Origin of the sequence: Haloferax sp. AS1 (genome assembly GCF_014530665.1) — an archaeon.
Classification (GTDB): Archaea; Halobacteriota; Halobacteria; order Halobacteriales; family Haloferacaceae; genus Haloferax; species Haloferax volcanii.
This window is the reverse complement of record NZ_SPSA01000001.1, coordinates 1,072,313-1,097,752: the sequence shown is the minus strand read 5'-3', so window position 1 is coordinate 1,097,752 and position 25,440 is coordinate 1,072,313. Positions and strand designations below refer to the sequence as shown.

The 25,440-nt window shown below is 68.9% G+C and carries 28 protein-coding genes; 17 read left to right on the top strand and 11 right to left on the bottom strand.

The genetic code is table 11. The annotated features are described in order from the left end of the window. Positions 1 to 50: 50 nt before the first annotated feature. A complete protein-coding gene (locus tag E4P24_RS05895) occupies positions 51 to 1,481 on the bottom strand; it encodes a heme ABC transporter ATP-binding protein (protein WP_188148236.1) in 1,431 nt (476 codons plus the stop codon). After that, the gene (gene btuC / locus E4P24_RS05890) at positions 1,478 to 2,572 is read right to left on the bottom strand and encodes a vitamin B12 ABC transporter permease BtuC (protein WP_188148235.1); all 1,095 of its coding nucleotides are present in this window, start codon (positions 2,570 to 2,572) and stop codon (positions 1,478 to 1,480) included. Before btuC ends, E4P24_RS05895 begins: the two co-directional genes overlap by 4 nt. A 60-nt stretch (positions 2,573 to 2,632) precedes the next feature. On the opposite strand from btuC, the gene E4P24_RS05885 reads away from it, so the two are divergent. The 4 genes from E4P24_RS05885 (at position 2,633) to E4P24_RS05870 (ending at position 5,498) form a co-directional block, all read left to right on the top strand. Further along, on the top strand, positions 2,633 to 3,793 hold the full coding sequence (locus E4P24_RS05885; RefSeq protein WP_115802424.1) for a PGF-CTERM-anchored ABC transporter substrate-binding protein: 1,161 nt from the start codon (positions 2,633 to 2,635) through the stop codon (positions 3,791 to 3,793). Between the two features lie 95 nt (positions 3,794 to 3,888). Next, a complete protein-coding gene (gene srp19 / locus E4P24_RS05880; RefSeq protein WP_004043828.1) occupies positions 3,889 to 4,167 on the top strand; it encodes a signal recognition particle subunit SRP19 in 279 nt (92 codons plus the stop codon). Next, a complete protein-coding gene (locus E4P24_RS05875) occupies positions 4,167 to 4,391 on the top strand; it encodes an H/ACA ribonucleoprotein complex subunit GAR1 (protein ID WP_004043829.1) in 225 nt (74 codons plus the stop codon). Before srp19 ends, E4P24_RS05875 begins: the two co-directional genes overlap by 1 nt. A gap of 48 nt (positions 4,392 to 4,439) precedes the next feature. After that, a complete protein-coding gene (locus E4P24_RS05870) occupies positions 4,440 to 5,498 on the top strand; it encodes a presenilin family intramembrane aspartyl protease PSH (protein ID WP_188148234.1) in 1,059 nt (352 codons plus the stop codon). A gap of 120 nt (positions 5,499 to 5,618) precedes the next feature. Here E4P24_RS05870 and E4P24_RS05865 read toward each other — a convergent pair whose 3' ends face one another. Together E4P24_RS05865 and E4P24_RS05860 are read right to left on the bottom strand one after the other, a co-directional pair. Next, on the bottom strand, positions 5,619 to 6,212 hold the full coding sequence (locus E4P24_RS05865; protein ID WP_223173890.1) for a hypothetical protein: 594 nt from the start codon (positions 6,210 to 6,212) through the stop codon (positions 5,619 to 5,621). A gap of 218 nt (positions 6,213 to 6,430) precedes the next feature. Then, positions 6,431 to 6,910: a PUA domain-containing protein gene (locus tag E4P24_RS05860; protein WP_004063920.1), complete on the bottom strand. Its 480-nt coding sequence runs from the start codon at positions 6,908 to 6,910 to the stop codon at positions 6,431 to 6,433. Positions 6,911 to 7,029: 119 nt separating this feature from the next. Between E4P24_RS05860 and E4P24_RS05855 the strand changes: the two genes are divergently transcribed. Next, positions 7,030 to 7,197 carry a hypothetical protein gene (locus tag E4P24_RS05855; RefSeq protein WP_013035237.1) on the top strand — a complete coding sequence of 56 codons (168 nt, stop codon included), beginning with the start codon at positions 7,030 to 7,032 and terminating at the stop codon, positions 7,195 to 7,197. Positions 7,198 to 7,284: 87 nt separating this feature from the next. After that, positions 7,285 to 8,205 (top strand): hypothetical protein, encoded by a 921-nt coding sequence (locus E4P24_RS05850; RefSeq protein ID WP_188148233.1) that lies wholly within the window; start codon positions 7,285 to 7,287, stop codon positions 8,203 to 8,205. A gap of 9 nt (positions 8,206 to 8,214) precedes the next feature. Here E4P24_RS05850 and E4P24_RS05845 read toward each other — a convergent pair whose 3' ends face one another. Beyond that, positions 8,215 to 8,712 carry an NYN domain-containing protein gene (locus E4P24_RS05845; protein ID WP_004043836.1) on the bottom strand — a complete coding sequence of 166 codons (498 nt, stop codon included), beginning with the start codon at positions 8,710 to 8,712 and terminating at the stop codon, positions 8,215 to 8,217. Between the two features lie 390 nt (positions 8,713 to 9,102). Here E4P24_RS05845 and dapA point away from each other — a divergent pair, with 390 nt between their 5' ends. The 11 genes from dapA (at position 9,103) to psmA (ending at position 18,205) form a co-directional block, all read left to right on the top strand. Then, entirely contained in the window at positions 9,103 to 10,020 is a 918-nt protein-coding gene (gene dapA, locus E4P24_RS05840) for a 4-hydroxy-tetrahydrodipicolinate synthase (protein ID WP_115802420.1), read from the top strand. Beyond that, positions 10,017 to 10,823, top strand: coding sequence for a 4-hydroxy-tetrahydrodipicolinate reductase (dapB, locus tag E4P24_RS05835; RefSeq protein ID WP_188148232.1), 807 nt, complete (start codon positions 10,017 to 10,019; stop codon positions 10,821 to 10,823). The genes dapA and dapB overlap by 4 nt, the downstream gene beginning before the upstream one ends. Continuing rightward, positions 10,820 to 11,662, top strand: a complete 843-nt coding sequence (locus E4P24_RS05830) for a 2,3,4,5-tetrahydropyridine-2,6-dicarboxylate N-succinyltransferase (protein WP_004063933.1) — start codon at positions 10,820 to 10,822, stop codon at positions 11,660 to 11,662. The genes dapB and E4P24_RS05830 overlap by 4 nt, the downstream gene beginning before the upstream one ends. Beyond that, a complete protein-coding gene (gene lysA / locus E4P24_RS05825; RefSeq protein WP_188148231.1) occupies positions 11,659 to 12,906 on the top strand; it encodes a diaminopimelate decarboxylase in 1,248 nt (415 codons plus the stop codon). Before E4P24_RS05830 ends, lysA begins: the two co-directional genes overlap by 4 nt. A 20-nt stretch (positions 12,907 to 12,926) precedes the next feature. Next, positions 12,927 to 13,793, top strand: a complete 867-nt coding sequence (dapF, locus tag E4P24_RS05820) for a diaminopimelate epimerase (protein WP_004063937.1) — start codon at positions 12,927 to 12,929, stop codon at positions 13,791 to 13,793. Then, on the top strand, positions 13,790 to 14,899 hold the full coding sequence (locus tag E4P24_RS05815) for a M20 family metallopeptidase (protein ID WP_188148230.1): 1,110 nt from the start codon (positions 13,790 to 13,792) through the stop codon (positions 14,897 to 14,899). The genes dapF and E4P24_RS05815 overlap by 4 nt, the downstream gene beginning before the upstream one ends. 50 nt (positions 14,900 to 14,949) lie before the next feature. Next, positions 14,950 to 15,504, top strand: coding sequence for a BGTF surface domain-containing protein (locus E4P24_RS19250; protein ID WP_115802416.1), 555 nt, complete (start codon positions 14,950 to 14,952; stop codon positions 15,502 to 15,504). A 138-nt stretch (positions 15,505 to 15,642) separates the two neighbouring features. After that, positions 15,643 to 16,338: an RNase P subunit p30 family protein gene (locus tag E4P24_RS05805; protein ID WP_115802415.1), complete on the top strand. Its 696-nt coding sequence runs from the start codon at positions 15,643 to 15,645 to the stop codon at positions 16,336 to 16,338. Continuing rightward, positions 16,322 to 16,948 carry a class I SAM-dependent methyltransferase gene (locus E4P24_RS05800; RefSeq protein ID WP_004063945.1) on the top strand — a complete coding sequence of 209 codons (627 nt, stop codon included), beginning with the start codon at positions 16,322 to 16,324 and terminating at the stop codon, positions 16,946 to 16,948. The genes E4P24_RS05805 and E4P24_RS05800 overlap by 17 nt, the downstream gene beginning before the upstream one ends. Before the next feature lie 9 nt (positions 16,949 to 16,957). Then, positions 16,958 to 17,437, top strand: coding sequence for an Rpp14/Pop5 family protein (locus E4P24_RS05795; RefSeq protein ID WP_004063947.1), 480 nt, complete (start codon positions 16,958 to 16,960; stop codon positions 17,435 to 17,437). 6 nt (positions 17,438 to 17,443) lie between these two features. Beyond that, positions 17,444 to 18,205, top strand: a complete 762-nt coding sequence (psmA, locus tag E4P24_RS05790; protein WP_008573654.1) for an archaeal proteasome endopeptidase complex subunit alpha — start codon at positions 17,444 to 17,446, stop codon at positions 18,203 to 18,205. Between the two features lie 218 nt (positions 18,206 to 18,423). Here the strand turns inward: psmA and E4P24_RS05785 are convergent, their stop codons facing one another. The 6 genes from E4P24_RS05785 to purH form a co-directional block, all read right to left on the bottom strand. Continuing rightward, a complete protein-coding gene (locus E4P24_RS05785) occupies positions 18,424 to 18,777 on the bottom strand; it encodes a MarR family transcriptional regulator (protein WP_115802414.1) in 354 nt (117 codons plus the stop codon). A 25-nt stretch (positions 18,778 to 18,802) separates the two neighbouring features. Beyond that, on the bottom strand, positions 18,803 to 19,555 hold the full coding sequence (locus E4P24_RS05780; protein WP_115860125.1) for an NRDE family protein: 753 nt from the start codon (positions 19,553 to 19,555) through the stop codon (positions 18,803 to 18,805). Between the two features lie 66 nt (positions 19,556 to 19,621). Beyond that, a complete protein-coding gene (folP, locus tag E4P24_RS05775) occupies positions 19,622 to 22,138 on the bottom strand; it encodes a dihydropteroate synthase (protein WP_188148229.1) in 2,517 nt (838 codons plus the stop codon). A gap of 126 nt (positions 22,139 to 22,264) precedes the next feature. Beyond that, positions 22,265 to 22,690 (bottom strand): universal stress protein, encoded by a 426-nt coding sequence (locus tag E4P24_RS05770; RefSeq protein ID WP_004043851.1) that lies wholly within the window; start codon positions 22,688 to 22,690, stop codon positions 22,265 to 22,267. A gap of 45 nt (positions 22,691 to 22,735) precedes the next feature. After that, a complete protein-coding gene (locus tag E4P24_RS05765) occupies positions 22,736 to 23,503 on the bottom strand; it encodes a heptaprenylglyceryl phosphate synthase (RefSeq protein WP_188148228.1) in 768 nt (255 codons plus the stop codon). A gap of 206 nt (positions 23,504 to 23,709) precedes the next feature. After that, positions 23,710 to 25,332, bottom strand: coding sequence for a bifunctional phosphoribosylaminoimidazolecarboxamide formyltransferase/IMP cyclohydrolase (gene purH, locus E4P24_RS05760; RefSeq protein WP_115860129.1), 1,623 nt, complete (start codon positions 25,330 to 25,332; stop codon positions 23,710 to 23,712). Between the last annotated feature and the right edge of the window lie 108 nt (positions 25,333 to 25,440).

Below are 25,440 nucleotides of genomic sequence, written 5' to 3'. Positions count from 1 at the left end.
CGCGCGCTCAGATATTGAATATGCTGTGCGTAGGGCCGCGCAACGACAGTTTAACTGGAAAATAAGCCCGACACTCTGTCGTCGCTGACAGCGTCGGCGTCGGTCGATTCGGCGTCGGTCGCGCCGGACTCGTCGGCGGTCGCTCCCGTCTCGCCGCCGGCAGCGTCGGCCGCGCCGTCGTCGCGCGCTGCGAACGCGTCGCAGGCGAGTTCACCGACGGCCGACAGGAGGTCGCCCGGTTCGACGACGCGGCCGCGCTCCCGCAGGCGCTCGTAGACCGCGAAGCCGTCGTCGCCGGCGTAGTTCCGCTCCGAGAACGGTCGCTGTTCGACGAGGACGAGCCGGTCGGCCTCGGCCGCCGCGTCGAGGTTGGCGAGGTTCCCGTCTCCGACCTCCACGTCGGCGACGACGGTCACGTCGGCGGCGTCGACTCGGGATTCGACCGCGGCCCGCGCCGCGTCGTCGACCGGCGAGTACGGCGGCACGGTCACGAGGTCCGCGCCGACCCGGCGGGCCGCCTCGGCGTCGGTGTCGCCCTCGTTGAGCGCGCCGGCGGACAGCGCGTAGCCGGCCGCCGACAGCAGGTGGAGCGCTCGCGCGCCGGTGCCGCCCCCGCCGACGACGTGGACCTGGCCGTTGGCGTCGTCCGACGACGGCGGGAGGGCGGTCACGTACACCGAACCGGTGACGGGATGCCGCGAGACGACCGCCTCGGCGTCGAACGCCTCGCGTAAGTTCCCCTCGGTGAGCACCGTCTCGGGGTCGCCCGCCGAGAGGACGCGCCCGCCCGACAGGAGCACGAGCGCGTCGCAGTAGTGGGCCGCGAGGTTGAGGTCGTGGATGGCCGCGACCGCGGTCGTCCCGTCGGCGACGAGGTCGGAGACGAGTTCGAGCGTGCGCACTTGGTGGTTGATGTCGAGGCTGGCGGTCGGTTCGTCGAGGAGCAGGACGGGCGTCTCCTGTGCAAGCGCGCGAGCGATGAGGACGCGCTGGCGCTCGCCGCCGCTGACTTCCGTGACGGGCCGGTCGGCGAGCGACTCGACGGCGGTCCGGCGCATGGCTGACTCGACGGCCTCGTCGTCGCGCTCGCGCCAGCCCTCGAAGCGCCCGCGGTGGGGCGTGCGGCCCATCCTGACGACCTCGCGGACGGGGAAGTCGAAGGTGACGCTCGTGGTCTGCGGGACCGTCGCCACGAGCCTGCTCGTCGCCTTCGACGACAGGGCGTGGACATCCTCCCCGACGACGCGGACCGCGCCCTCGTCGGGCGCGAGCGCGCCGTTGAGCGTCCGAAGCAACGTCGTCTTCCCCGCGCCGTTGGGGCCGATGAGTCCGACGAAGGTTCCGTCGCCGACGTCGACCGAGACGGAGTCGAGAATCCGGGTGTTTCCGAGCGAGAGCGAGACGCCGTCGAGCCGAATCGCCGGGTCGGCGTCGCTGAAGGGGCCGGACCCGGAGTCGGAGTTAGAGTCGGAATCGCTCACGGCGAGCGCACCTCCCGCGTGCGGAGCAGGTAGAGGAAGAAGGGCGCGCCCACGGCGGCGGTGACGACGCCGACCGGAATCTCCGCGCCGCCGGAGCGGGCGACGGTGTCGGTGGCGACGAGGAACGACGCGCCGGCCAGCGCCGACGCCGGGAGCAACACCCGGTGGTCGGGACCGACGAGGAGCCGAAGCATGTGGGGGACGACGAGGCCGACGAAGCCGATGACGCCGGAGACCGAGACGGCCACGGCGGTGACGACGCTCGCGGTGGCGAGAAGCAGCTGTTTCGTCCGCTCGACTTCGATGCCGAGGGCGTGGGCGTCCTCCTCGCCGAGCAGCAGGACGTTCAGGTCGCGGGCGTGGACGACGAGGAGGAGAAACGGGAGCGGCAGGACGAGGGAGAGCATCCCGACCTCGCTCCACGTCGCGCCCGCGAGGTGGCCCATGAGCCAGAAGACGACCTGCCGGAGGCTTTCGCCGCTCTGGAGGAGGAGAAACGAGATAATCGCGCCGAGAAACGTCTGGATGGCGACGCCCGCGAGAAGCAGGGTCGCGACCGGGGTTCGGCCGTCCTCGCTGGCGAGCAGGTAGACGACGAACGCGGTGACGACGGCGCTGACGAAGGCCGCGCCCTCCAGCCCGAACGGAATCGAAAGCGACAGCACGATAGTCGCCACCGCGCCGACGGCGGCCCCGGAGGAGACGCCGACGATAGAGGGGTCGGCCATCGGATTGCGGAAAAAGCCCTGCATCACGGTTCCCGCCGCCGCGAGCGCGAAGCCGACGAGCGCCGCGAGAAGGATGCGAGGCAGGCGGACCGAGAGCACGATGATGCGGGCGGGTCTGGGGACGGCGAACTCGAACGGCGAGACGAACTCCAGCGTCGGCGTCGGAACCGACCCGACGACGGGGAGGGCCGTCGCGCCGCCGAGCGAGACGCCGACGGGGACGGACATCGCGTCCGCGAGGATGGCGGCGACGGTCCGCGGCGGGATGGTCACGGCCCCGATACCGGCGCTCACGACGACGACGAAAAACAGGAGCCCGGCGAGGCCGAGCGACCACGTGGTCGCCCGCGTTCGAACGCTCATTGGGCACAACCGCGCTTTCAGTAGGTAAATATTTATTGAACAGCCGCTGAGGCCACTACCGTGAACCGACAACTCGTCGTCGCCCTACTCGCGTTCGCGACCGTTCTCGCCGGGGTTCCGGCACCGGCCGCGGCCGCGGTAGGTCAGGCGGCACCGCAGCAGACCGCGGCCTGTACGTTCCCGGTGACCGTCACCGACGCGACGGGGACCGAGGTCACGATCACCGACGACCCGGAGCGGGTCGTCACGACCAACCCGAGCGCCGCCCAGACCATGTGGGAACTCGGCGCGCGCGACGAGGTCGTCGGCGTCTCGCAGTACGCCATGTACCTCGACGGCGCGGCCGACAAGGGGAACGTCTCCGGCTCCGGCGGCCTCAACGTCGAGGCGGTCATCGGCCTCGAACCCGACCTCGTGCTCGTGCCGAACTCCTCGTACAACGCCGAGCCCGACCGCATCGAACAGCTTCGGTCGGCGGACATCCCGGTCGTCGTCTTCGAGTCCGGCGAGTCGCTCGCCGCCGTCGCCGACAAGACCGAGCGCGTCGGCCGCATGACGGGCAACTGCGAGGCCGGCGTCGAGCGCGCCGCGGAGATGCGCGACTCGATGGCTAACATGGAGCAGGCCCTCGACGGCGCGGAGCGCCCGGTCGGCCTCAACTCCTTTTTCGGCTACTCCTCCGGGTCGGGCACGTTCATCTCCGACATCATGACGACCGCGGGGCTGCGAAACGGCGCGGCGGAGGCGAACCTCACCGGCTTCGCCCAGATTAACGAGGAGCTCGTCGTCGAGATGAACCCCGAGTACATCGTCGTCCCCGACCACGCGCCCGTGCCGAGCAGTCCGGCGTACAACAGCACGACGGCGATGCAGGAGGGCAACGTCATCGTCATCGAGGCGCACAAGCTCCAACAGCCCGCCCCGCGAGCCATCGAGGCGAGCGAGGCGATTCTCGAAGCGGTCCACCCCGACGCCTACGAGCGCTACCAGCAGCTCGAAACCGAGTCGGCGACGGCGTCGACCGAAAGCGCGACCGAGACGACCACGGCCGCGGACGCGACTGCAACTGACGCGACTGAAACCGAATCGGCCGAATCGACCGAAGCGACGACGACGACCGAGTCGTCGGACTCGACCACCGAGAGCGACGCGCCCGGGTTCGGCGTCGTCGCCGGCCTCGCCGCCATCGGCGCGGCGGTCCTGCTCGCGCGCCGCCGATAACCATACAGACACCCACGCCGGCTCCGTTTCTCCGCCGCACGCCTCGGCTCCGTGAGACCACAACCGTATTACCGTCGGGTGGCGGACACACGGGTATGGTCGAGAACGTCATCTACCCCGCCTACCTCGACGCCTCTCTCTCGCGCAGCGAGGGTCGGCGGGTCGCCCAGTCCGCGGCGGTCGAAGCGCCGACCGTCGACGAGATTGCGAAGGCCGTCCAGCAGGTCGGCTACGACGCCGTCATCGAACGGGACAAGCGATACTCCCGCGAGTTCGAAACCCGCGGGCGCGTCCTCGTGAACAACGCCGACGACGCCACGAAAAACGACATCGTGCAGGCGGTCGCCGCCTACGTCGGAATCCTCCGCGACTGATGCGGCGAATCGGCACGGTCTCCCGGACGGCGCAGGGCCTCGCCATCGTCCGCCTCGACGACGACGACACGCCGGACATCGGTACGATGGTCCTCGACGAGTCGCTGTCGACGGTGGGTCGCATCGTCGACGTGTTCGGCCCGGTCGACCGCCCCTACGTCGCGGTCACGGCCGACAGCGGCTCGCCCGCCCGCCTCGTCGGCAGCAAACTGTACGCTCGCTGACGACGCCAGAGCGCAACCCCCATACTCCTCGGGTGGGAACGCCCCTCTATGTCACGCCGCGCCTATCGAGGGGTCGCCCTCGCCGCCCTCATCTTCCTCGTCGTGCAGGTGGGTGCGCTCGCCCTCGTGCCGACGTTCTTCGAACAGGGGTACCAGACGGTCGAAGACCCCTCCGACCCGACGAACAGCCTCCTCTACATCGGCGCGATTATCGCCATGACCGCGTTCATGCTCGCGGCGTTCAAGTACGACCTCGACCAGCTCATCCGCCTCGTCATCGTCTTCACGAGCGGCCTGCTCGCGTGGTACGTCTTCGCCGCGCTCGTTCCCAGCGCGCTCGTCGCCGTCGGCCTCTCGGCGGCCGTCGCGCTCGCGCTGCTCGTCTACCCCGAGTGGTACGTCATCGACGCCGCTGGGGTACTCATGGGTGCGGGCGCGGCCGCCCTGTTCGGCATCAGCTTCGGCCTGTTGCCCGCCATCGTGCTCCTCTCGGTCCTCGCTATCTACGACGCCATCAGCGTCTACAAGACGAAACACATGCTCGACCTCGCGGAGGGCGTGATGGACCTCCGCATCCCGGTCGTGCTCGTCATCCCGACGACGCTGTCGTACTCGATTCTCGGCGACGAGTTCGCCAGCGACGCCGACGAGGTCAGCGACGGCGGGAACGAGACCGACGGGGGCGAACCGGCGGCCGCGGCCGGGAGCGATACCGAGGCTGAGACGGCCGACACCGCGGCGACCGACGCGGAGGCCCGCGACGACGCCGACGCCGACGCCGACGACTCCGACCCCGGCGACCGCGACGCCTTCTTCATCGGTCTCGGCGACGCGGTCATGCCGACCGTGATGGTCGCCTCGGGCGCGTTCTTCTCCGAAGCCCCGTCGCTCGGTTTCGGCGCGCTCCCGGCGCTCAACCTCCCGGCGCTCCTCGCCATGGTCGGGACCTTCGCCGGGTTCAGCGGGCTGATGTGGGCCGTGATGAAGGGCCGGGCGCACGCCGGCCTGCCGCTTCTCAACGGCGGCGCAATCGGCGGCTACCTCGTCGGCTCGGTCGTCGCCGGCGTCCCGCTTGTCTCCGCGCTCGGACTCGCGCCGTACCTCTGAAAACCGACTCCGTCGAAGTTCTCGTCCGGTGCTGGTTTGTTTAGGCTGTGCTGACTGGCGGCCGCGAGTCGGTCATGGGAACTTGCCGGGCTTCGGCCGTTCGAATCAGTAGACAGAGAGCTATTCTTCAATCGTGAGTGTATACCTCCACTCAAACTCTTCCCATGTCGTCTCCGCTCTCACTTTCGGCGCAAATGATTCGGTAAAGCGGTGTTTACCTGCGGGAAGACAGCTCATATCTTCGGGCCGATTGCTCACCCACTTGTCCATCGTGGCCTCCAATATCTCCTGCTCCGGATAATGCAGTACAGTATAATCGGTCTGAATGCACTCCCCCGCATCGAGTGACTGCCATCTAAGCACGTCAGGAAGAACGAAGTGAACAAGATTCGCCTGCCAGCAACCATCGACCGGGCGGTCCGGAATAATCTGTTCGTCTGTTCCGAAGGCGAGTTTCTGTACCTGACGGTCACTCGGAATGAGAACGAGCCATCCGTGGCCTTCACTCCAAATACTGGAGTACGGCTGGATTGAGCCGAAGCCAACTGTTTGCTCTTCAGAGGAAAGATTCTCAAACGAACCCCGAATCTGAGCAGGTGCATCGGATGAGAAATCGCGTAGCTTCTCCATACTGAGCTGGAAGGGTTTCTTGATGGGTTGGGGCCTTCTGTAACCGTGATACGAGGGTAGCGCCCAGAAGCCATAGAGAATCACGACTCCCCAATCAGGTAACATTATTGAACCGATGTGGGCGAAACCAGTACGCTAAGACGGTAGTTGATACGGACCCAATTGAACGAGAGGTTTAGAACGTTGTCTGTGGGTAGAGCCTCTTTGTCGTGCTGAACTCACCCTCTACGTCTCGCACGCCATCTCTCTCACCTCTCTAGAATCCCAACAGCGACGTATCGCCCGAGTTCCCCGACTTCACCTCACTCTTCGTCCGCGCCCTCGCGGACGCGAACCGCCATCCCCGCGTCGAAATCGAGCATCGCGTCCGCGGAGAGTTCCGCGCGACCGACGCCCAGCAGGTCGCCGTCGGGGCCGACGACGCACACCTCGTCGCCCGAGCGAACCGCCGGGTCGGCGTCGGTGACGAACTTGGCGAAGGCGTTCTTGCCGTCGCGGACGAACGGAACCGACTCGTCGCCGACGCGGACGACGTAGGCGTCGCCGTCGAGACTGTCGTAGAGGCGGCGACCGCCGGCGACGCCGAGGGTGAACCGGCCGTCGGTGCCGTAGGAAGTGACGCGGTCGCCCTCGACGTACACCTGTCGCGGGCGGCCGCTCCGCGAGCGGGAGAGTTCGATGTCCGCGTCGGCCGGGAACAGCGCGTCGCCCGCACCGGCCCCGAACTGGTAGTCGGCAACGACCCGGAGGTCGTCCAAATCGGTCGCGTGGCCTTCGGTCATACCCCGCCGTTCGCCCCGCCGGCTAAAGTGGGTCGCGGTCCCGGCCGACCGCGTGCGCCAAGCTACCACGCCCGTTCGAGACGAAAAGTCCTAAGTACGGGACTGACCGCCCTCAGAGTATGTCTGTGGACGTTCGACTCGCCGCCGTGGGAACCGTGCTGCTGCTCGCGAGCAGCGTGCTTCTCACGCAGACGGCGCTCGACTGGCGGCTCCCGACGGTGCTCGCCGCCATCGCGGCGCTCGGCGCGGTTGCGACCGTCGCTCGGCTGGCGACGCCGACGGCCTGATATCCCACTCGCGGGCCGGCCGCGCCCCGACCACGCCGGCGTCTCGACCCTCCCGTTTTACGTATTGTCGCATCGACAGGTCGAACTATGGCTGCGATTAGCTCCCTCCAGACCGCCCTCCGAGGCATCCGGTCGAACCCGGTGTTGTTCCTCGGCAGTCTCGCCTTGGGTCTCATCACGCTCCCGCAACTCGCCACGCAGTTGGCGCAGATACCGTTCGTTCCGACCATCCTCATGGCGGTGACGTTCTTCGTCACGCCGTTCGTCGCCGCCGGTCTCTACGGCATGGCCGACGAGGCGGTCGGCCGCGGGGGCAGTGGCTCGACCTCGCTGTCGACGCTCACGGCCGTCGGCCGCGAGAAGTACGTCTCGGTGCTCCTGGCGAACTTCGTCCAACTCGGCATCGTCCTCGCCTTCGGCATCGTGTTCGTCATCATCGTGGTCGCCGTGGCCGTCTCGCTCGGTCTCGGCGGTCTCGCAGCCAGCGGTGGCGACGTCTCCAATCTCGCCCTCGGCGGCGGCTTCCTGGTCGGCATCGCCGTCCTGGGCCTCCTCGGACTGGTGTACCTCGTCGTCAGCTTCCTCATTCAGTTCTACCCGGTCGCGGTCGTCGTCGGCGACAAGGGCCCCGTCGAGTCGTTCGGCGAGAGCTATCGGCTCGTCCGGCACAACGTCGTCCCCACGCTCGGCTACTCCGTCATCCGGTTCGTGGTCGGTCTCGTCGTCAGCATCCCCGCCACGGGCGTCATCCTCTTTGTGTCGTTCCAGAGCGTCCAGCAGGTCCAAGACGCGGCGAACCCGGCGGCGGCGCAGGCCGGGGTCGGCTTCGCGCCGATGGAAATCGCCGCTATCGCCGCCCTCTCGATAGCGACGCAGACGATTCTCGCGGCGTTCCAGTACACCTACGCGGTCGCCTTCTTCGAGGCTCACGACGCGGGGACCGACGGACCGACCGGGACGGCCGGCCCCGACATCGACGGCGACGCGGCGATTCCGCAGTTCGAGTAGTCGGCGGAATTACAGCAGGAACGTCTCTTTTCGCTCCGACAGGTCGATGAACGTGTCCGCCGCCGCGACGAGTTCCTCGGCGGTGGACTCCTTGAACGCCATCACCTCGACGCGGACGCCCTCGTGGCGGAGGTGCGTACAGAGTCGTTCGAAGTCGCCGTCGCCCGAACAGAGGACGACCGTGTCCACGTGGTCGGCGAGGCTGACCGCGTCGAGCGCGATGCCGAGGTCCCAGTCGGCCTTCTTCGAGCCGTCACCGAACGTCTTGATATCCTTGATTTTCGTCTCGAAACCGATGTCGACGAGTGCATCGAAAAAGCTCACCTCGTCGGGCGAATCCGCCCGGATGACGTAGGCGATGGCGCGGGTGAGCGCGCGGCCCGCCGTCCCCTTCTGGAGGAGCGACGAGTAGTCGATGTTCCGCGAGTAGAGGCTCTGTGCCGTGTGGTAGAGGTTCTGCGCGTCTGCGAGGATGGCGACGCGTTGGTCGGGGTGAATCTCAGTCATTCGTACGACGCTTGGGCGGCGCGGGCTAATAACCGTCCGGGGAGACGGGGGCGCGGCGGACGGGCGTCCACCGTCGCGGTCGGAAACCGGACGGAGAGCGCCGCGATTCGTGCCTCAGCCCGCCCGTCGGGTCCGGCAGGTCCTGCAGACGACGCAAGTTATATTACGTTTCCAGCACCTGCATCCGGTGTGAACGACGCGACGCGGCCCTCGCAGGTCACCACACCTTCGACAGCGTCGCGTGCCGCTTTTTTTTCGAAAAAACGTGCGTACTGAATCGCTCGTTGCGGGAGTAGCGACCCCGTCTCGGGCGGCCTTCGGCTGACGCACGTTCCGGTCACACGACCGTATCAACGCTCCCGCGACCGTCACCACATCCACCAACGACACATGACATCATTCGACTTCCGCGGCGTCTATCCCGCGATGACCACGCCGTTCCACGAGGACGGCAGTATCGACTTCGAACAGTTCCAGGCCGACGTGCGACGCCTCGAAGAAGCCGGCGTCGACGGCGTCGTGCCCGTCGGCTCGACCGGCGAGTCCGCGACGCTCACTCACGACGAACACGTCGAGGTCGTCGAAGCCGCCGTCGAGGCCGTCGAGGAGGTGCCCGTCATCGCCGGCTCCGGGTCGAACTCGACCCGCGAGGCGCTGGAACTCTCCCGGCGCTCCGCCGACGCCGGGGCCGACGCGCTGCTCCTCATCTCGCCGTACTACAACAAGCCCGAGCAGGCCGGACTCGTCGACCACTACCGGACCATCGCCGACGAAATCGACCTGCCGCAAATCGTCTACAACGTCCCCGGCCGCACCGGGAGCAACATCCTGCCCGAGACGGCCGCGACGCTCGCAGAGCACCCGAACATCACCGGCTACAAGGCCGCAAGCGGCGACCTCGGCCAGATTTCGGAGGTCGTCGAGCGGACCCGCGACGAGCAGTTCGCGGTGCTGTCGGGCGACGACGCGCTCACGCTCCCGACGCTCTCTGTCGGCGGCGTCGGGGCCATCTCGGTCACGGCGAACGTCGAACCCGCGCGCGTCGGCGCGATGGTCCACTCGGCGCTACAAGGCGACTACGAGCGCGCCCGCGACATCCACCACGACCTCGCCCCGCTGAACCGTCACCTGTTCTCCGAGACGAACCCCATCCCGGTCAAGGAAGCCATGGAGATTCGGGGTTACGGCCCGGCGCGTCTGCGCCCGCCGCTCACCCGACTCACGGAGGACAACACCGAGGAACTGCGTCGCCTGCTGTCTGACCTCGAAGCGGAGCAGGCGATTCCGGACGGGGGGAGCGACGAGTGACGGTCTCCATCGGCGTCACCGGCGCGACCGGCCGCATGGGCGGGGAAGTCCTCGCCGCGGCCGCCGACCGCGACGACCTCTCCGTCGCCTTCGCGGTCAGTCGCTCGCCCGGCGAGTCAGTCGAAGGGGTCGCCGTCGAAGACGCGGCCGACTTCGCGGACCTGCTCGCCTCGCACGACCCCGACGTCGTCGTGGACTTCACCGGCCCGGCGTCCTGCATCGAGTACGCGTCAGCCTGCGCGGCGGCGGGCGTCGCCTTCGTCACCGGCACGACCGGACTGAGCGAGGGCGGCTTCGACGCGCTCCGCGAGGCCGCGTCCGAGGCCCCGGTGCTGTACGCCTCGAACTTCTCGCGCGGCATCGCGGCGCTCCGGCGGGCCGTCCGCGAGGCGGTTCCGGCCCTCGACGGCTACGACATCGAACTCACCGAGACGCACCACAACGCCAAGCGCGACGCCCCGAGTGGGACGGCGCTGACCCTCTTGGACGACATCGACGAAGCACGTTCGTCGGTCCGTCAGACGCGGTCTGACGACATCGACGGCGTGCGCGGCGAGTCCGAGCGCGTCCACGGCCGCGAGGGCGACGCGCCCCGGTCCGAAGGCGAAGTCGGCGTCCACGCTCGCCGGGCGGGGGATATTGCCGGTGAGCACGAAGTATTACTGGCTGGAAATCACGAGTCTCTTTCACTCACGCACCGCGCGGGGTCGCGGGGGGTCTTCGCCGCTGGCGCACTCGACGCCGCGGCGTGGCTCGCCGACCGCGACGCCGGGTGGTACGACTTCACCGAGGTACTCGAATGAATCTGGAATCCGACGTACGAGACCTGTGGCAGCGATACGACGACGGCGACGTCGACGCCGAATCAGCTACCGTCGACGAACTCGACACGCTGGACGCGTTCCTCGACGCCCTCGAGGCGGGCGAGGTGCGCGCCGCCGAGAAGACCGGCTCCGACGTGACCTCGTGGGAGGCCAACGAGTGGGTCAAGCGGGGCATCCTGCTCAACTTCGGCCTGCGCGAGACGCTCGCCCGCGAGTACGGCGACGTCCGCTACCACGACGTGCTCCCCCTGCGCGACACCGAGGACCTCGGCGACCGCGGCACGCGCAACACCCCGGACGGGACCGCCATCCGCCGCGGCGCGTACCTCGGCTCCGACTGCATCATGATGAGCCCCTCGTTCGTGAACGTCGGCGCGCACGTCGGCGACGGCACGCTCGTGGACTCCTGCGACACCGTCGGCTCCTGCGCGCAAATCGGCGCGAACGTCAAGCTCGGCGCGAACACGCTCATCGGCGGCGTGCTCGAACCCGTCGAGGACGCCCCGGTCGTCGTCGAAGACGGCGCGGCGCTCGGCGCGGGCTGTCGAGTCACCTCCGGCTTCGTCGTCGGCGAGAACTCCATCGTCGGCGAGAACACGCTTCTGACGCCCCGTATACCCGTCTACGACCTCGTCGACGAGGAGATTTACTACGGCCACCTGCCCGCGAACCGCCGCGCCTTCACGCGCTTCGTGGAGTCGTCGCTCGGTGACCACGACCTCTTTGCCGGCGGCGCGTACAAGCCCGCGGTCGTCGCCCTCGACATCGAGGACGACACCCTCGACGCGACCCGTCGGGAGGAGGCGCTGCGCGAATGAGCGGCGGCGGGCCGGCCGTCCGGCGGCTCTCGGACTGGGACCGCGAGCACCTGCTGTCGCTCGCCGACGAGTTCGGGTCGCCGCTGTACGTGACCGACCTCCGTCGCGTCCGCGAGAACTGTCTCCGACTCCGCGAGGCGTTCCCCGAAGCGCACGTCAGCTACGCCGTCAAGGCCCACGCCGGGCGGGCGGTGCTCGAAACCGTCCGCGAGGCCGGCGTCGACGCCGAGTGCGCCTCCGCGGGCGAGGTCGAACGCGCCCTCGACGCCGGCTTCCCCGGCGAGCGCGTCCGCTACACGGCGGTCAACCCGCCGGACGCCGACCTCGACCACGTCGTCTCGCGCTGGGAGTCGAACCCCGAGATGACCGTCACGGTCGGCGCGGCCGACACCATCGACCGCCTGCGCGAGCGCGGCTTCGACGGTCGACTCTGCCTCCGGGCGAACCCCGGCGTCGGCGCGGGCCACCACGAGAAGGTCACGACCGGCGGGCACGCGAAGTTCGGCATCCCCATCGACCGCGTTCCCGACCTCGCCGCCGACGTGCGCGAGGAGTTCGACCTCGTCGGCGTCCACGCCCACGCGGGAAGCGGTATCTCCGGCGACGACCTCTCGGCGCACCGCGAGTTGGTCCGCCGGATGGGCGACCTCGCCCGCGAGGTCGGCGGCCTCGAATTCGTGGACGTGGGCGGCGGCTTCGGCGTCCCCTACCGCGAGGACGAACCGCCGCTCGACCTCGCCGCCGTCGCCGACGCCACCCGCGAGGCGCTCGGCGAGGTGGACGCACAACTCGCAGTCGAACCCGGCCGCTACGTCGTCGCCGACGCCGGCGTGCTCCTCTCGCGGGTCAACACCGTGAAGGAGGTCCCCGAGACGACCGTCGTCGGCATCGACGCCGGCATGACGACGCTGCTCCGACCGGCGATGTACGACGCGTACCACGCGATTTCGAATCTCTCTCGGCCCGACGCCGACCCGGTTTCGACCATCGTCGCGGGCCCCGTCTGCGAGACGAGCGACGTGTTCGCGGACGGTCGCGACCTCCCCGACCCCGAGCGCGGCGACTGTCTCGCGCTCGGCAACGCGGGGGCGTACGGCTACGAGATGGCGAGCACCTACAACTCTCGTCCGCGCCCCCCGGAAGTCGTCCTCGACGCCGACGGCCCCCGACTGGCCCGCCGGCGCGAGACCCTCGACGACGTCACCGCACTCGAACGAACCGCATCCGAGCACATCCCCAACTGACCAAGCACCCACACAGAACCATGAGCGTACTCAACACCGTTCCCTTCGAAAAGTTCCACGGCACTGGAAACGACTTCTTCGTCGTCGACGCAGACGACCCGGTCCCGGACCGCCCCGCCTTCGCGCGCACCCACTGCGACCGCGAGGCCGGAATCACCCTGAGCGAGAGCGAGCGACGCGGCGCTGACGGCGTCCTGTTTCTCGCGCTCGAATCGCGCTACGACCCGCCGCGGGTCGTCATGACGCTCGTCCAGCCCGACGGCTCCGTCGCCGCCATGTGCGGCAACGGCGCTCGCGTCGCGGCCGCGTGGGCCGCCGAGCGGACCGGCACGAACGAAGTCATGATAGACACGCCCGCCGGCACCCGCCGCGCGAGCCTCGACGGCACCGACGTGACCGTCGAGATGGGCGCGCCCTCGTTTGCGCCCCGCGACGTGCCGCTCGCGGCCGACGACGAACTCGTCGACACCGAGGTCGAAGGCCTGACGGTCACGGCCGTCAACACGGGCGTCCCCCACGCGGTCGCCTTCGTCGACGACGTGGACGACGTGGACCTCGAATCGGTCGCGCCGCCGGTCCGCCACGCGTCGGTGTTCCCGGAGGGCGCGAACGTCACGCTCGCCTCTCCCGACGGCGAGGGCGGCTTCCGCCAGCGCACCTTCGAGCGCGGCGTCGAGGGCGAGACGCAGTCCTGCGGCACCGGCGCGGTCGCGGTCGTCGCGGCCGCGAAGCGCCTCGGGCGCGTCTCCGGCGACGACCCCGTGACCGTCACCCCGCCGGGCGGCGCGCTCTCCGTGACCGTCCCCGACGAGGGCGCGGCGCTCCTCGGCGGCCCGGCCGTCTACGAGGGCGACGGCGAAGCCGACATCGTCTTCCGCGAGCGATGAGCGGCGACGCCGACGGGTTCGACCCCGTGGTGTTCCTCGAACGGGCCGTCCCCGTCGCGTCGAACGACGACGTGGCCGCGATGCGCGACCTGCTGGTCGAGACGCTCGAAGCCGAGGGCGTCGACCCGACCGTGGACGACGCCGGCAACACCGTCGCCTCGAAGGGAGCGGCGGAGCCGACGACGCACCTCGTCCTCAACACGCACATCGACACCGTCTCGCCGCACGTCCCGTACGAACGCGACGAGGGCGTCATCCGCGGCCGCGGCTCCTGCGACGCCAAAGGACCGCTCGCGGCCCTGCTGGCGGCGTTTTTCGCCGTCGACCCCGGTCCCGACAGCCGAGTCACGCTGGCCGTCACGCCCGACGAGGAACTCCTCTCGACGGGCGCGGCCGCCCTCGACCTCGACGGCGATATGTACATCGTCGGTGAGCCGACCGGCCTCGACGTGTGTACGGCCGCGAAAGGCCGGTTCGAGGGGACGGTGTCGCTGTCGGGCGTCGCCGCGCACGCCGCGGAACCCCAATCGGGCGTCAACGCCGTGGACGCGCTCGCCCCGGTGCTCGACGCCCTCCGGTCGTTCGACGACGACCGCGAGGTCCACCCCGAACTCGGGCCGGCGACGCTGACGCCCACGATGGTCGACGGCGGCGCGAACTCGAATCAGGTGCCGGCCGACTGCCGACTCGTGGTCGACCGCCGGAGCGTCCCCCCGGAGACGGCCGACGGCTTCCGCGAGGAACTCCGGTCGACGCTCCGGGCCGCGGTGTCGGACGGCGTGTCCGACGACGTGAGCATCGACTTCGCGCTCACGGAGCGCCCGACGCCGTTCCTCGAAGCGTTCGCGACCGACCCCGACCACGAACTCGTGACGACGCTCGCCGCGGCCTCCCGAGACGCCGGCGGCCGGGCGGACGTTCGGCCCTTCACCGCCGCGACCGAGGCCTCCTACTTCTCTCCCGCGCCCGTCGTCGTCTTCGGTCCCGGCCACCTCGCCGACGACGAGGGCGCGGTCGCGCACGCCGACAGGGAGTACGTCCGGACCGACGACGTGCGGGTCGCGGCCGCCGCACTCCGCGCCGCGGTCGCCGCGCTCGCCGCCTAAGTGTCGATTAATCACAACGTACTTGTTATCCGAACGATACGTTTCGGACGATGCGCCCTCCACATCTCATCGTCACCCTCGCTGTCGTGGTCGCGCTGTCGCTGTCGGGCGTCGTCGCGGCCGACAGCGGCACCGCTATCGACCACGCGGGCGACGAACTCACGCTCGACGCGGTCGACGGCGAGCACGTCCACGGGACGACCCCGTTCGCGCCCGGGACGCTCATCGGCGTCCGCGTGAAATCCGTCGGTGATACCCATCCGTTTCTCGTCTCGAAGGCCGTCCGCGTCGGAGAAAACGGCAGCTTCGACGTAACGTTCGACCTCTCGGAGATGGCCCAACTCCGCGGCGGGCCGGTGCAGGTCTCGGTTCGCCGGGACCAACAGCCGATCTACGAGGAGAACGCCACGCTCGTGACGTACGATATGCCCGAGAACTCGACGCTCACGCCCGACATCCGCGACGCCGCGACGGCCGAAACGACGTCCGCGTCGACCGCGACGACGGCCGATTCGTCGTCCGGAATCGACGTCCCCGGCTTCGGCGCGGGCGTCGGCGTCGCCGCGCTCCTCGTCGCGTCGTTCGTCGCCGCCCGCGGCCTCTAAGCGCACGGTCCCGCGTTCGCCAGTTCACCCGCTCGCTCACCCGCGCCGACCGCCCCGCCGCGCCGACCGCCCCACCGTTCTGCCGCCCCGTCGCTCCGGAACGCAACGCCCTTTTCCCACCCGCACCTGAGTCGGCGTATGTACGAGGCGGTCTACGCACACCCCGACGGCGAGAGCACGGTCAGTCGCGTCGCCGTCGCCGCCGGTCGGTACGACTACGACGGGGTCGTCGTCCGCGCGCTCGACGCCCGCCCCGACTACGACCGCCTCCGCGAGGCGATCGACGTGGACGTCGTCGACGCCGTCGAAATCGACGCGTCCAACCCGGAACGAGCCAGCGGCGCGGTCGGCAACTACCGCCCGCAGCGCGAACTGCTCATCGTCCGCGGGGGGACGAACGCGCTCAACCGATTCGCCGTCGAACAGCCGCGAGTGGACGTGCTCTCGCGGCCCATGGAGGGCGAAGGCAACTTCAACCACGTCCTCGCCAAGGCCGCCCGCGACAACGGCGTCCGCGTCGAGTTCGACTTCGGGCCGGTGCTCCGAAGCGACGGGGGAACCCGCGTGCAGGCCATCTCGGCGCTCCGGAAACTCCGCGAACTCGTCGAGTACTACGACGCCCCCTACGTCGTCTCCGCGACCCCGTCGTCGCATCTCCAACTGCGGAGCCCCCGCGAGTTGGCGGGACTGGGCGAGGTCGTCGGCTTCGACCGCGAGCAGGTGCTCGACGGCCTCCGCGAGTGGGGTCACCTCGCGGCGCGCAACCGCGAGCGCACGTCCGAGTCGTTCATAGCCCCCGGCGTCAAACGGGGACGATATGAAGAAGACGATTGAGGAACACGCCGCCCGCTTTTCCCACATCGCCGCGGAGTACGACGACTCCCAAGACAGCGACGAGTACCGCGCGTGCGTCTCGCTCGTCGTCCACTACGCCGACCCCTCCCCCGAGGACGTGGTGCTCGACCTCGGTACCGGCACGGGCGCTATCGCCCTCGCGCTCGCCCCCGACGCGAAGCGCGTCGTCGGCCGCGACATCAGCGAGGGGATGCTCGAACAGGCCCGAACCAAGGCCGCCGAAGTCGGCATCGAGAACGTCGAGTTCGACGAGGGCCGGTTCCGAGACCCGAACGTGGGCGACGACGAGCAGATCGACATCGTGGTGACGAACTTCGCCATGCACCACCTCTCCGACGAGGAGAAACGCGAGGCCATCGGCGTCATCGCCGCCCTCGAACCGCGGCGGTTCGTCCTCGGCGACGTGATGTTCTTCGGCACGCCCGACCCCGACGAGCCGTTCTACTCGCCCGAAGTGGACGACCCCGCGACCGTCGGCTTCCTCGCCGACGCGCTCACGGACGCCGGGTTCGTCCTCACGGCCGTCGAATCGGTCCACGAGCAGGTGGGCGTCCTCGTCGCCGAGCGAGCGCCGACCGCCGACGAGTGAACTGACCCGATGAAACACCTGCCCAAACACCTCCGGCCGCGACGACGATATCTCGCCGTCGAGGTCGAGACGTGGCCCGACGCCGACCTCGCCCGCGGGCCGTTCCAGCGCGAACTCTGGTACGCCGCACAGAACCTCTACGGCGACGCCGGGAGCGCCGACGCCGACCTGACCGTCCTCGGGTTCGACTACGCCGACGGCGTCGCCGAGACCGTCGTCCGCGCCCGGCGCGGCCACGTCGAAGACGCCCGGGCCGCACTCGCCTGCATCGACGCCGTCGGCGGCGACCCGGTCGGGGTGAGAGTGCGAGGCGTCTCGGGGACAGTGCGTGCCTGTTCGGAAAGGTATTTACACGGCCGGGCCGGAATTTCCGAGGAGAGAACCGTCGTGTTCGAGAACGACTCCCGAACCGCCGTCGTCCGCGACTCCCTCTTCGACGTTCGCGGTTCGGACGGGTTCACGGGCGCGACGCAACTCGATTTCGAGTGATATTCCATGCAGGGACAAGCGCAACAACAGGCGTACGACCGCGGGATTACGATCTTCTCGCCGGATGGTCGACTCTATCAGGTCGAATACGCTCGTGAGGCCGTCAAGCGCGGCACCGCGAGCATCGGCGTGCGAACGCCCGAGGGCGTCGTCCTCGCGGCGGACAAGCGCTCTCGCTCGCCGCTGATGGAACCGACGAGCGTCGAGAAGATTCACAAGGCGGACGACCACATCGGCATCGCGAGCGCCGGCCACGTCGCCGACGCCCGCCAGCTCATCGACTTCGCCCGCCGCCAGTCGCAGGTCAACCGCCTCCGCTACGGCGAACCCATCGGCATCGAGACGCTGACCAAGGAAGTCACCGACCACATCCAGCAGTACACGCAGGTCGGCGGCGCGCGCCCCTTCGGCGTCGCGCTCCTCATCGGCGGCGTCGAAAACGGCACGCCCCGCCTCTACGAGACCGACCCCTCGGGGACCCCCTACGAGTGGAAGGCCGTCTCCATCGGGGCCGACCGCGGCGACCACCAGGAGCACCTCGAAGAGAACTTCCGCGACGACCTGACCCTCGACGAGGGTATCGAACTCGCGCTGGAGGCCATCGCCTCGACCAGCGACGAGGGCACCGCGCCCGACGGCGTCGACGTGGCGACCGTCTCCGCCGAGTCCGAGCGCTTCGTCGAGCTATCCAACGACGAAATCGAGGACTACCTCGAAGCCAACGACCTGTTGGCGACCGAGGACGACGACGAACAGTCCGACGAGTAAGCCGCGTCCCGCGGTTCTCGTTTCTCGTTCCCGGTTCCGGTTCCCGCGCGGTCTTCTTCGACTCCCGCCCGGTGAGCGACCGCGCCGGCGTCTCGGACGCGACGGGGAGCGGTGGCGTCGCTCACGGCCGGAACACGAGGCGGGAACAGAACACGAAAACCGAAACAGAACCGGAAACGCGGTCGTCTAGCGGGCCACGGAGAGCGACCCCGGGCGGCTCAGTACTCCTCGTAGGCGAGGTTCATGAGCCACTGCGAGAAGGCGTTGCTGTTGGCGTTAATCTCCTCTTCGCCGATGAGCGGCGAGAGCATGTCGCCGGCCATCAGCATCGAGAAGTCGAGGTCGCGCGCGGCGGGTTCGAGATAGTAGGTGGTGTGGCCGTTGTAGACGGTCTCGGTCCGCTTGATGAGACCGAGCGACTCCAGCACCTCGGCGATGCGGCTCCCCTTCCGGGAGGAGATGTCGAGGTCTTTCCAGAAGTCGCTCTGGTGGATGCCGCCCGACTCGCGGATGAGTTCCAGTCCCGCGCGCTCGTCGGAAGAAAGGTCTTGCTCGGCTTCGCTCGCGCTCATACCATCTACACGTCGTGCGAGCGGTTTAATCCTGACGTTCGACCGGTTCGAAGGCGGTCTGACACGGCGGGCCGTCGGCGAATTCGTACGCGAACTCCGCCTCGCCGAGCGCGATGACCGACGACGAGCGCGTGCCGAACCGACCCTCCGGGTCGTGGACGCAGACGCCGAAGTCGTGGTCGCCCAGCGCCGCCTTCGCCCGCTCGCACCACGCTTCCACCGACTCGCTCGGCTCGGGCTGAAGGGCCTCCTCCAGCCGCCGGGCGTTGTCGGCCTGCCGCTTCCCCACCTCGGGGCGTCGCTCGGGGACGAACCACGACTCGGGCGTGCCGACGTTGACGACGACGCGGACGCCGGGGTCGACGTTCCGCACCGACAGGCCGCCGTCCCACTCGAAGAACAGCGCGGCGTTCTCGTCGGCGACGACGAGGTTGAAGCCGTCGTACGTGTGGTCCTCGACCGCGTGCTCGACGAACCGGGCCGCGTCCTCGGCGGTCTCGCGGCGGAGCGCGTCGCGGACGAGATGGCCCCGGGAGCGTTCGCCGCCGCCCTCGACCTCGACCCAGCGGTTGGTGATGCCGACGAAGACGCCGGCGTCGTTGTAGCCGACCCACGTTCCGCCGGCCTCGGCGTCCCGCGGGGCGACGATTGCGGGGCCGTCGCCGTTTTCCCACCGCCGGGGCGGTTCGGCGGGCCGACCGAGTTGCTCGTCGCGGTTGGCGGCGACGACGACCGGCGCGTCCTCGAACACCTGCCACGCGAGGATGAGTGTGCACACGAGGAAAGCGTAGGCACTCGGCGCAGAAAAACGTCGGTTTCGACCCGACGCGCCGGCGCTCGTCCCTCAGTCTTCGCGCTCGGCGTCGGCTTCGAACCGGCTCGGGTCCCGGGAGGCGAGCGCGACGTTCACGGCCGCGACGTTCTCCGGCACGTCGTGGACGCGGACGATGTCGGCCCCGCGGTCGGCGGCGATGGCCGTGCCCGCGACGGTCGCCGCGAGGTTGTCGCCGGGCTCCTCGCCGACGAGCGAGAACATCGACTTGTGGGAGTGGCCGACGAGAATCGGACAGCCGAGCGCGGCGAACTCGTCGGTGCGCCCGAGAAGTTCGAAGTTCTCGGCCTTCGACTTCCCGAAGCCGAGACCGGGGTCGACGATGAGGTTCCGCCGCGGGATGCCCGCCTTCTCGGCGAGCAACACCAGCTCGGTCAGTTCGTCGATGACGTCCTCGACCACGTCGTCGTAGTCGACTTCGCGAGACGGGTCGACCGGGGCGTCGATGCTGTGCATCACGATGACCGGCGCGTCGCGCTCGGCCGCGAGGAAGCGCATCTCGGGGTCTTCGAGGCCGGTCACGTCGTTGAGGATGTCCGCGCCGGCGTCGAGGGCGGCCGCGCCGACCGCGGCCTTGCGGGTGTCCACGGACACGAGCACGTCGAGGTCGGCAATGGCCTCGATGACGGGCGCGACGCGGCGAATCTCCTCGTCGACCGGGACCTCGTCCGCGCCGGGGCGGGTGCTCTCGCCGCCCACGTCGATGATGTCGACGCCGGCGTCGACCATCGCCCGCGCCTGCTCGACGGCGTCGTCGATGTCGTAGAACTCCCCGCCGTCGTGGAAGCTGTTCGGCGTCACGTTCAGGATGCCCATGACGGCCGTGCCGTCGTCCCACGGGTAGTCGTCGTGGCCGGCGTCGCTCGCGTCGCCCGCGCCACGCTCGTCGTCTTCGCCGGCGTCAGCCGCCTCGATGTCGAGCGTCTCGCGAATCTCGGCTGCGACCCCCGCGAGCGCGTACGGTCGGTCTTCGAGGGCCGCCGTCAGGCGCTCGAACTGGTCGAGCGTCCCGGTCAGGACCACGTCGACGAGTTCGCCGCCGAACTCGTGGCCCGAGACGGCGCAGTCGCCGCCGACGGACAGCAGTTCCTCGCGGAGCACCCGCGCCTGCCGGCGCTGGACGCGCGTGTGGACCGTTCTGTTGACCGCCCGCTTCGCGCGTTCGCTCCGTTCGGCGGCGTCAGCGACGTTCGCGCGGTCGAGGGTCCGTCGGGCGTCGTCGGGTGTGCGGTGAGTCTTCGGGACGACCGCCCGCGTCCACGTGGTCCGCGCCTCGGCGACGACGTACAGCGAGCCGACGACGAGCACGCAGTCGTCGGGGTCGGCGCGGGCGCGCGCCCGGTCGAGCGCCGCGGCGACCGCGCCGCCGGTCTCGACTGCGGGGCCGTCGAGTCGCTCGAAGACGGACGACAGTATCTCGGGGTCCTCGCCCCGCGAGATGTCCGCCTTGCAGGTGACGACGGACGCCACCTCCGGGAGCGCCCCGACCATCTCGCGGTGGTCCTTGTCGTGCATCGCGCCGTAGACGAGGTGGAGGTCGTCGTAGTCGAACTCGTCGAGGACGGTGGCGACCTGCGCGCAGGCGTCGGGGTTGTGCGCGCCGTCGAGGACGACCGTCGGCTCCGTGCCCATGACCTCGAACCGACCCGGCCAGTGGGCGTTTCGGAGGCCGCGGTGAATCGCCTCCGCGTCGACATCCGGGCGAACCTGCCGGGCGAGCGAGACGGCGATGCCGGCGTTTCGCGCCTGATACGCGCCCAAAAGCGGGATGCGAACGTCGAGCGTCTCGGCGTCGGTCTCGACGGAGACGGCGGCCTCCTGGTGGTTGACGCGGCCGCCGTAGGAGACGCGAACGTCCGCGTCCGAGTCGGCGTCGGCGTCCCCGACGGTCAACACGTCGCCGGCCTCCTCGCGGATGACCGACAGCGCCTCGCCGGTCGTCCCGGTCACGAGCGGCGCGTCGGCGGGCGCGACGGCGGCTTTCGTCTTCGCGATTTCCGCGACCGTGTCGCCGAGGACCGCGGTGTGTTCGAGCGAGACGTTGGTGACGGCGCTTGCGACCGGGTCGACGGCGCTCGTCGCGTCGAGTTCGCCGCCCATCCCGACTTCGAGCACCGCCACGTCGACGCCCGCGCGGTCGAAGTACCACAGCGCGAGTGCGGTCACGGTCTCGAAGAAGGTCAGCGGCTCGCCGTCGGCGGCGCGCTCGACGAGGTACGGCTTGGCTTCGGCCACGAACGACGACAGCGCGGACTTCGGAATCTTCCGGCCGTCGACGCGGATTCGCTCCCGCACGTCGTCGAAGTGCGGCGAGGTGTAGAGGCCGACGTGCGCGCCCGACTCGCGCAGCATCGCGTCGACCATCCGGGCGGTGCTTCCCTTTCCGTTCGACCCCGCGACCTGCACGAACGACACGCCTTCGTGGGGGTCGCCGAGGTGAGAGAGCAACCGCCGAATCGACTCGGTCCCCGGCTTGACCTGAAACCGCCGGAGGTCGAAAAGGAAGTTCACCGCCTCGTGGTACTCCATACGCGTGAGAAACCGGACGGTGGGCTTAGGCCTAACGCTCCACGTCACTCCTGCGACACGACGCCGGACGGGGTCGCCCACGGGGGCCGCCGCCGACGCACCGATACCCGCTCGATAGCGCCGCGCTCAGTCGATGTGGACGACGAGCACCGGGCGCTTCGCGTTCTCGATGACGCGCTCGGTGACGCTCCCGAGCGACGTGAGCTTGTCGCGACCGGTCCGCCCGTGGGTCCCCATCACGACCACGTCGGCGCCGTGTTCGTCGGCGTAGTCGAGGATGACTCGATGGGGCACGCCGTCTCGAATCGCCGTCGTCGTCGACGCCTTCCCCTCGCACTTCTCGGCGCACCGCTCGACCGCATCGACCGCGTCGTCGCGGAGCGACTGGATGACGGCGTCCTGCTGGTCGCCGCCCGCGGCGAGGTACACCCGCTGGTCGACGACCGACAGCACGTGGACTGTCGACTCGTCCCCCGCGAGTTCGAGCGCGTGCTCGATTGCCTGCATCGTCCCTTCGCTCCCGTCGGTCGGCACGAGGATGTGTTCGTACATACCTCTGTGTTCGCCTCGCCGACACTTGAAGGGACACCGTCGGTGTTAGGTCGTGGGAACGGTCTCCAAGAAGCGCTCCGTATCCTCGTGGAAGCAGTCTCCCACCACGACGGCGTCGGCACCGGCGTCGAGTATCTCATCGGTCTGTGCCCTGCTCCCGATGCCGCCGCCGTAGAGTAACGCCGTCTCGTCGAGAAATGGAGCCGCGGCCGACACGTCTTCCGGGCCGCCGTAGCGTCCGGAGTACTCGATGTAGAATATCGGGAAGCCGTAGAACGACTCCGTCGCCAGCGCGGCACCTGCAACCTGTTCGGGGGTGTAGTGTTCCTCGACGTTCGTCAGTCCGGCGACCTTCGAGTCGGGGTTCTGGACGACGTAGCCCTCACCGACAACACCGTTGGCGAGTTCGGCGACGAGTTCGCGACCCTTCGAGGCGAGCACGCTCCCGACGAACGGAAGCCCCGACCCAGTCACGTCCTCTGATTTCCGCGCGAGTTCGGTGAAGAAACCGACGTGTTTCTCGACGAAATTCGTCTTGTCGCCGTTGTAGACCGCCGGGACGAAGACGGCGTCGGCAACTTCGACGGTTCGCTTCGAAACGTGGGCCGAGCGGTACGGTTCCTGAACTAACGGAAGGTCGGGAAACTCGGCGCGGAGTCGCTCGAACACCGCAAGCGAGTTCTCCTCCGTGACGCCGTCGGAACCGCCGACGATAACGGCGTCCGTGTGGCGGAGGACATCGATGGACTCGGGGAGCCGTTTTGCCGGGTCGACTTTCGTGACGTGCTCGAATTTACTCCAATCAAATGACATCACATCCAACGTCAGGAAAGTCGGTTATCAATCTCTCGGTGGATTATCGTGTCAGAAGTTATGCGAGGATCGCGTTGCTCAGTCGTGTCTAAAATCGCGTGAGACGAACGAAGTGAGTCTCACTGACTTCCGTCACTAATCGTGACGGAAACACCGGTGCACTCGCGTTGCTCGCGCACCGAGCTTTAGACCCTCCCTCGCTTCGCTCAGTCGTGTCTAAAGCACCGCTGGCCGGTGAAGACCATCGCAACCCCGCGCTCGTCGCAGGCCTCGATGACCTCCTCGTCGTTCACCGACCCGCCGGGCTGGATGACCGCCTCGATGCCCGCGTCAGCCGCCTTCTCCACGCCGTCCGGGAACGGGAAGAACGCGTCGGAGGCCATGACGGCACCCTGCGCGTCCTTGCCCTCGGCGTGTTCCTCGGCCTTCATGGCGGCGAGTTCGACCGCGTCGACGCGGGAGACCTGCCCCATGCCGACGCCGACCGTCTCGGTGCCCTTGGCGAAGAGAATCCCGTTGGACTTCACGTGCTTCAGGACCTTCCACGCGAACAGCATCGTCTCCAGCTGCTCGTCCGTGGGTTCGGTCTCGGTGACGACTTCGAGGTCGTCGAGCGTCGGCGTCCAGAGGTCGCGCTCCTGGACGAGTCGCCCGCCGACGAGCGCCTTTTCGGTGTACGTCTCGGTGCGCTCGCCGAGTTCGCCCACGTCGCCAGACTGCGTCTGGCTGCCCGGCAGATGTAATCTGCCGACGTCGAGGACGCGGAGGTTCTTCTTCTCGGTCAGCACGTCGAGCGCGTCGTCGGTGTAGCCGGGCGCGACGACGACTTCCTTGAACGAGTCGATGATGAGTTCGGCCGTCTCGGCGTCGCACTCGCGGTTGAGCGCGACGATGCCGCCGAAGGCGCTCATGGGGTCCGTGGCGAGGGCGTCGGCGTAGGCCTCCGCGAGGGTGTCGGCGGTGGCGCAGCCGGCGGGGTTCGTGTGCTTGATGACCGCCGCGGCGGGCTCGTCGAACTCCTTGATGAGGTTGAGCGCGCCGTCGGCGTCGTTGTAGTTGTTGTACGACAGCCCCTTCGCACCCTCGTTGAGCTGGGGCGCGCCGACGACCGACGCCTCGTCGCACGTCTCGTCAACGTAGACGGCGGCGTCCTGATGCGGGTTCTCGCCGTACCGGAGTTCGTCGTAGCGGTCCTCGGAGATGACGCGGCGCTCGGGGAGGCCGGCGTCGACGTCGCCCTCGACGGTGACGGAGTCGTCTTCGACCGTCACGCGGCCCTCGGCAAACCAGCGGACTGCGCGCGGGTAGGCCTTGAACTCGGCGTCGTAGAGGACGCGCGATTTGAGGTCGTCGGCGTCGTCGTCGGTGTACACCGGGACGGCCTCCTGCGTGACGATGGGACCGGCGTCGACCTCCTCGTTGACGACGTGAACCGTACAGCCGGTCGTCTTGACGCCGGCGTCGAGGACCTGTTCGTGGGCGTCCATGCCGGGGAACGCGGGGAGCAGCGATGGGTGGACGTTGAGCGTCGTCGGCGCGGCGTCGAGGAACGTCGAGGTGAGCACGCGCATGTAGCCGTCGAGACAGACGAGGTCGAAGTCGTAGTCCGCGAGGGCGTCGAGGATGCGCTCCTCGTGGGACTCGCGGGCCTCGTCGTCGCCGCGTTCGACGACTTCGCTGGGGATGCCGTGTTCGTCAGCCCAATCGACGACGGGCGCGTCGGCGCGGTTCGAGACGACGACGCCGAGTTCCGCCCCGCCGGGGGCGCGGTCGGAGATGTTGCGCAGGTTTCGTCCACGGTTGCTCGCGAGACCGGCGATGGTGACCATGTGAGGATGGCGACTCGCGGTCCTCAAAGTGGTTGCGGTCCTCGACGCCGAGGTGTACTCGATTGTGTATATGTCTCTCCCACCGAGACCGAAGATGGGGGCAGAGTA

Bases quoted from the DNA above. Each gene is read 5' to 3' on its own strand.
- E4P24_RS05770 (WP_004043851.1), bottom strand. From the start codon at position 22,690: ATGTACGAACACATCCTCGTGCCGACCGACGGGAGCGAAGGGACGATG.
- E4P24_RS05845 (WP_004043836.1), bottom strand. From the start codon at position 8,712: ATGACTGAGATTCACCCCGACCAACGCGTCGCCATCCTCGCAGACGCG.
- dapF (WP_004063937.1), top strand. From the start codon at position 12,927: ATGAGCGTACTCAACACCGTTCCCTTCGAAAAGTTCCACGGCACTGGA.
- E4P24_RS05815 (WP_188148230.1), top strand. From the start codon at position 13,790: ATGAGCGGCGACGCCGACGGGTTCGACCCCGTGGTGTTCCTCGAACGG.
- folP (WP_188148229.1), bottom strand. From the start codon at position 22,138: ATGGAGTACCACGAGGCGGTGAACTTCCTTTTCGACCTCCGGCGGTTT.
- E4P24_RS05800 (WP_004063945.1), top strand. From the start codon at position 16,322: ATGAAGAAGACGATTGAGGAACACGCCGCCCGCTTTTCCCACATCGCC.
- E4P24_RS05850 (WP_188148233.1), top strand. From the start codon at position 7,285: ATGGCTGCGATTAGCTCCCTCCAGACCGCCCTCCGAGGCATCCGGTCG.
- purH (WP_115860129.1), bottom strand. From the start codon at position 25,332: ATGGTCACCATCGCCGGTCTCGCGAGCAACCGTGGACGAAACCTGCGC.
- lysA (WP_188148231.1), top strand. From the start codon at position 11,659: ATGAGCGGCGGCGGGCCGGCCGTCCGGCGGCTCTCGGACTGGGACCGC.
- E4P24_RS05875 (WP_004043829.1), top strand. From the start codon at position 4,167: ATGCGGCGAATCGGCACGGTCTCCCGGACGGCGCAGGGCCTCGCCATC.
- E4P24_RS19250 (WP_115802416.1), top strand. From the start codon at position 14,950: ATGCGCCCTCCACATCTCATCGTCACCCTCGCTGTCGTGGTCGCGCTG.
- E4P24_RS05870 (WP_188148234.1), top strand. From the start codon at position 4,440: ATGTCACGCCGCGCCTATCGAGGGGTCGCCCTCGCCGCCCTCATCTTC.
- E4P24_RS05805 (WP_115802415.1), top strand. From the start codon at position 15,643: ATGTACGAGGCGGTCTACGCACACCCCGACGGCGAGAGCACGGTCAGT.
- E4P24_RS05860 (WP_004063920.1), bottom strand. From the start codon at position 6,910: ATGACCGAAGGCCACGCGACCGATTTGGACGACCTCCGGGTCGTTGCC.
- dapA (WP_115802420.1), top strand. From the start codon at position 9,103: ATGACATCATTCGACTTCCGCGGCGTCTATCCCGCGATGACCACGCCG.
- E4P24_RS05765 (WP_188148228.1), bottom strand. From the start codon at position 23,503: ATGTCATTTGATTGGAGTAAATTCGAGCACGTCACGAAAGTCGACCCG.
- psmA (WP_008573654.1), top strand. From the start codon at position 17,444: ATGCAGGGACAAGCGCAACAACAGGCGTACGACCGCGGGATTACGATC.
- E4P24_RS05830 (WP_004063933.1), top strand. From the start codon at position 10,820: ATGAATCTGGAATCCGACGTACGAGACCTGTGGCAGCGATACGACGAC.
- srp19 (WP_004043828.1), top strand. From the start codon at position 3,889: ATGGTCGAGAACGTCATCTACCCCGCCTACCTCGACGCCTCTCTCTCG.
- E4P24_RS05855 (WP_013035237.1), top strand. From the start codon at position 7,030: ATGTCTGTGGACGTTCGACTCGCCGCCGTGGGAACCGTGCTGCTGCTC.
- E4P24_RS05795 (WP_004063947.1), top strand. From the start codon at position 16,958: ATGAAACACCTGCCCAAACACCTCCGGCCGCGACGACGATATCTCGCC.
- E4P24_RS05785 (WP_115802414.1), bottom strand. From the start codon at position 18,777: ATGAGCGCGAGCGAAGCCGAGCAAGACCTTTCTTCCGACGAGCGCGCG.
- btuC (WP_188148235.1), bottom strand. From the start codon at position 2,572: ATGAGCGTTCGAACGCGGGCGACCACGTGGTCGCTCGGCCTCGCCGGG.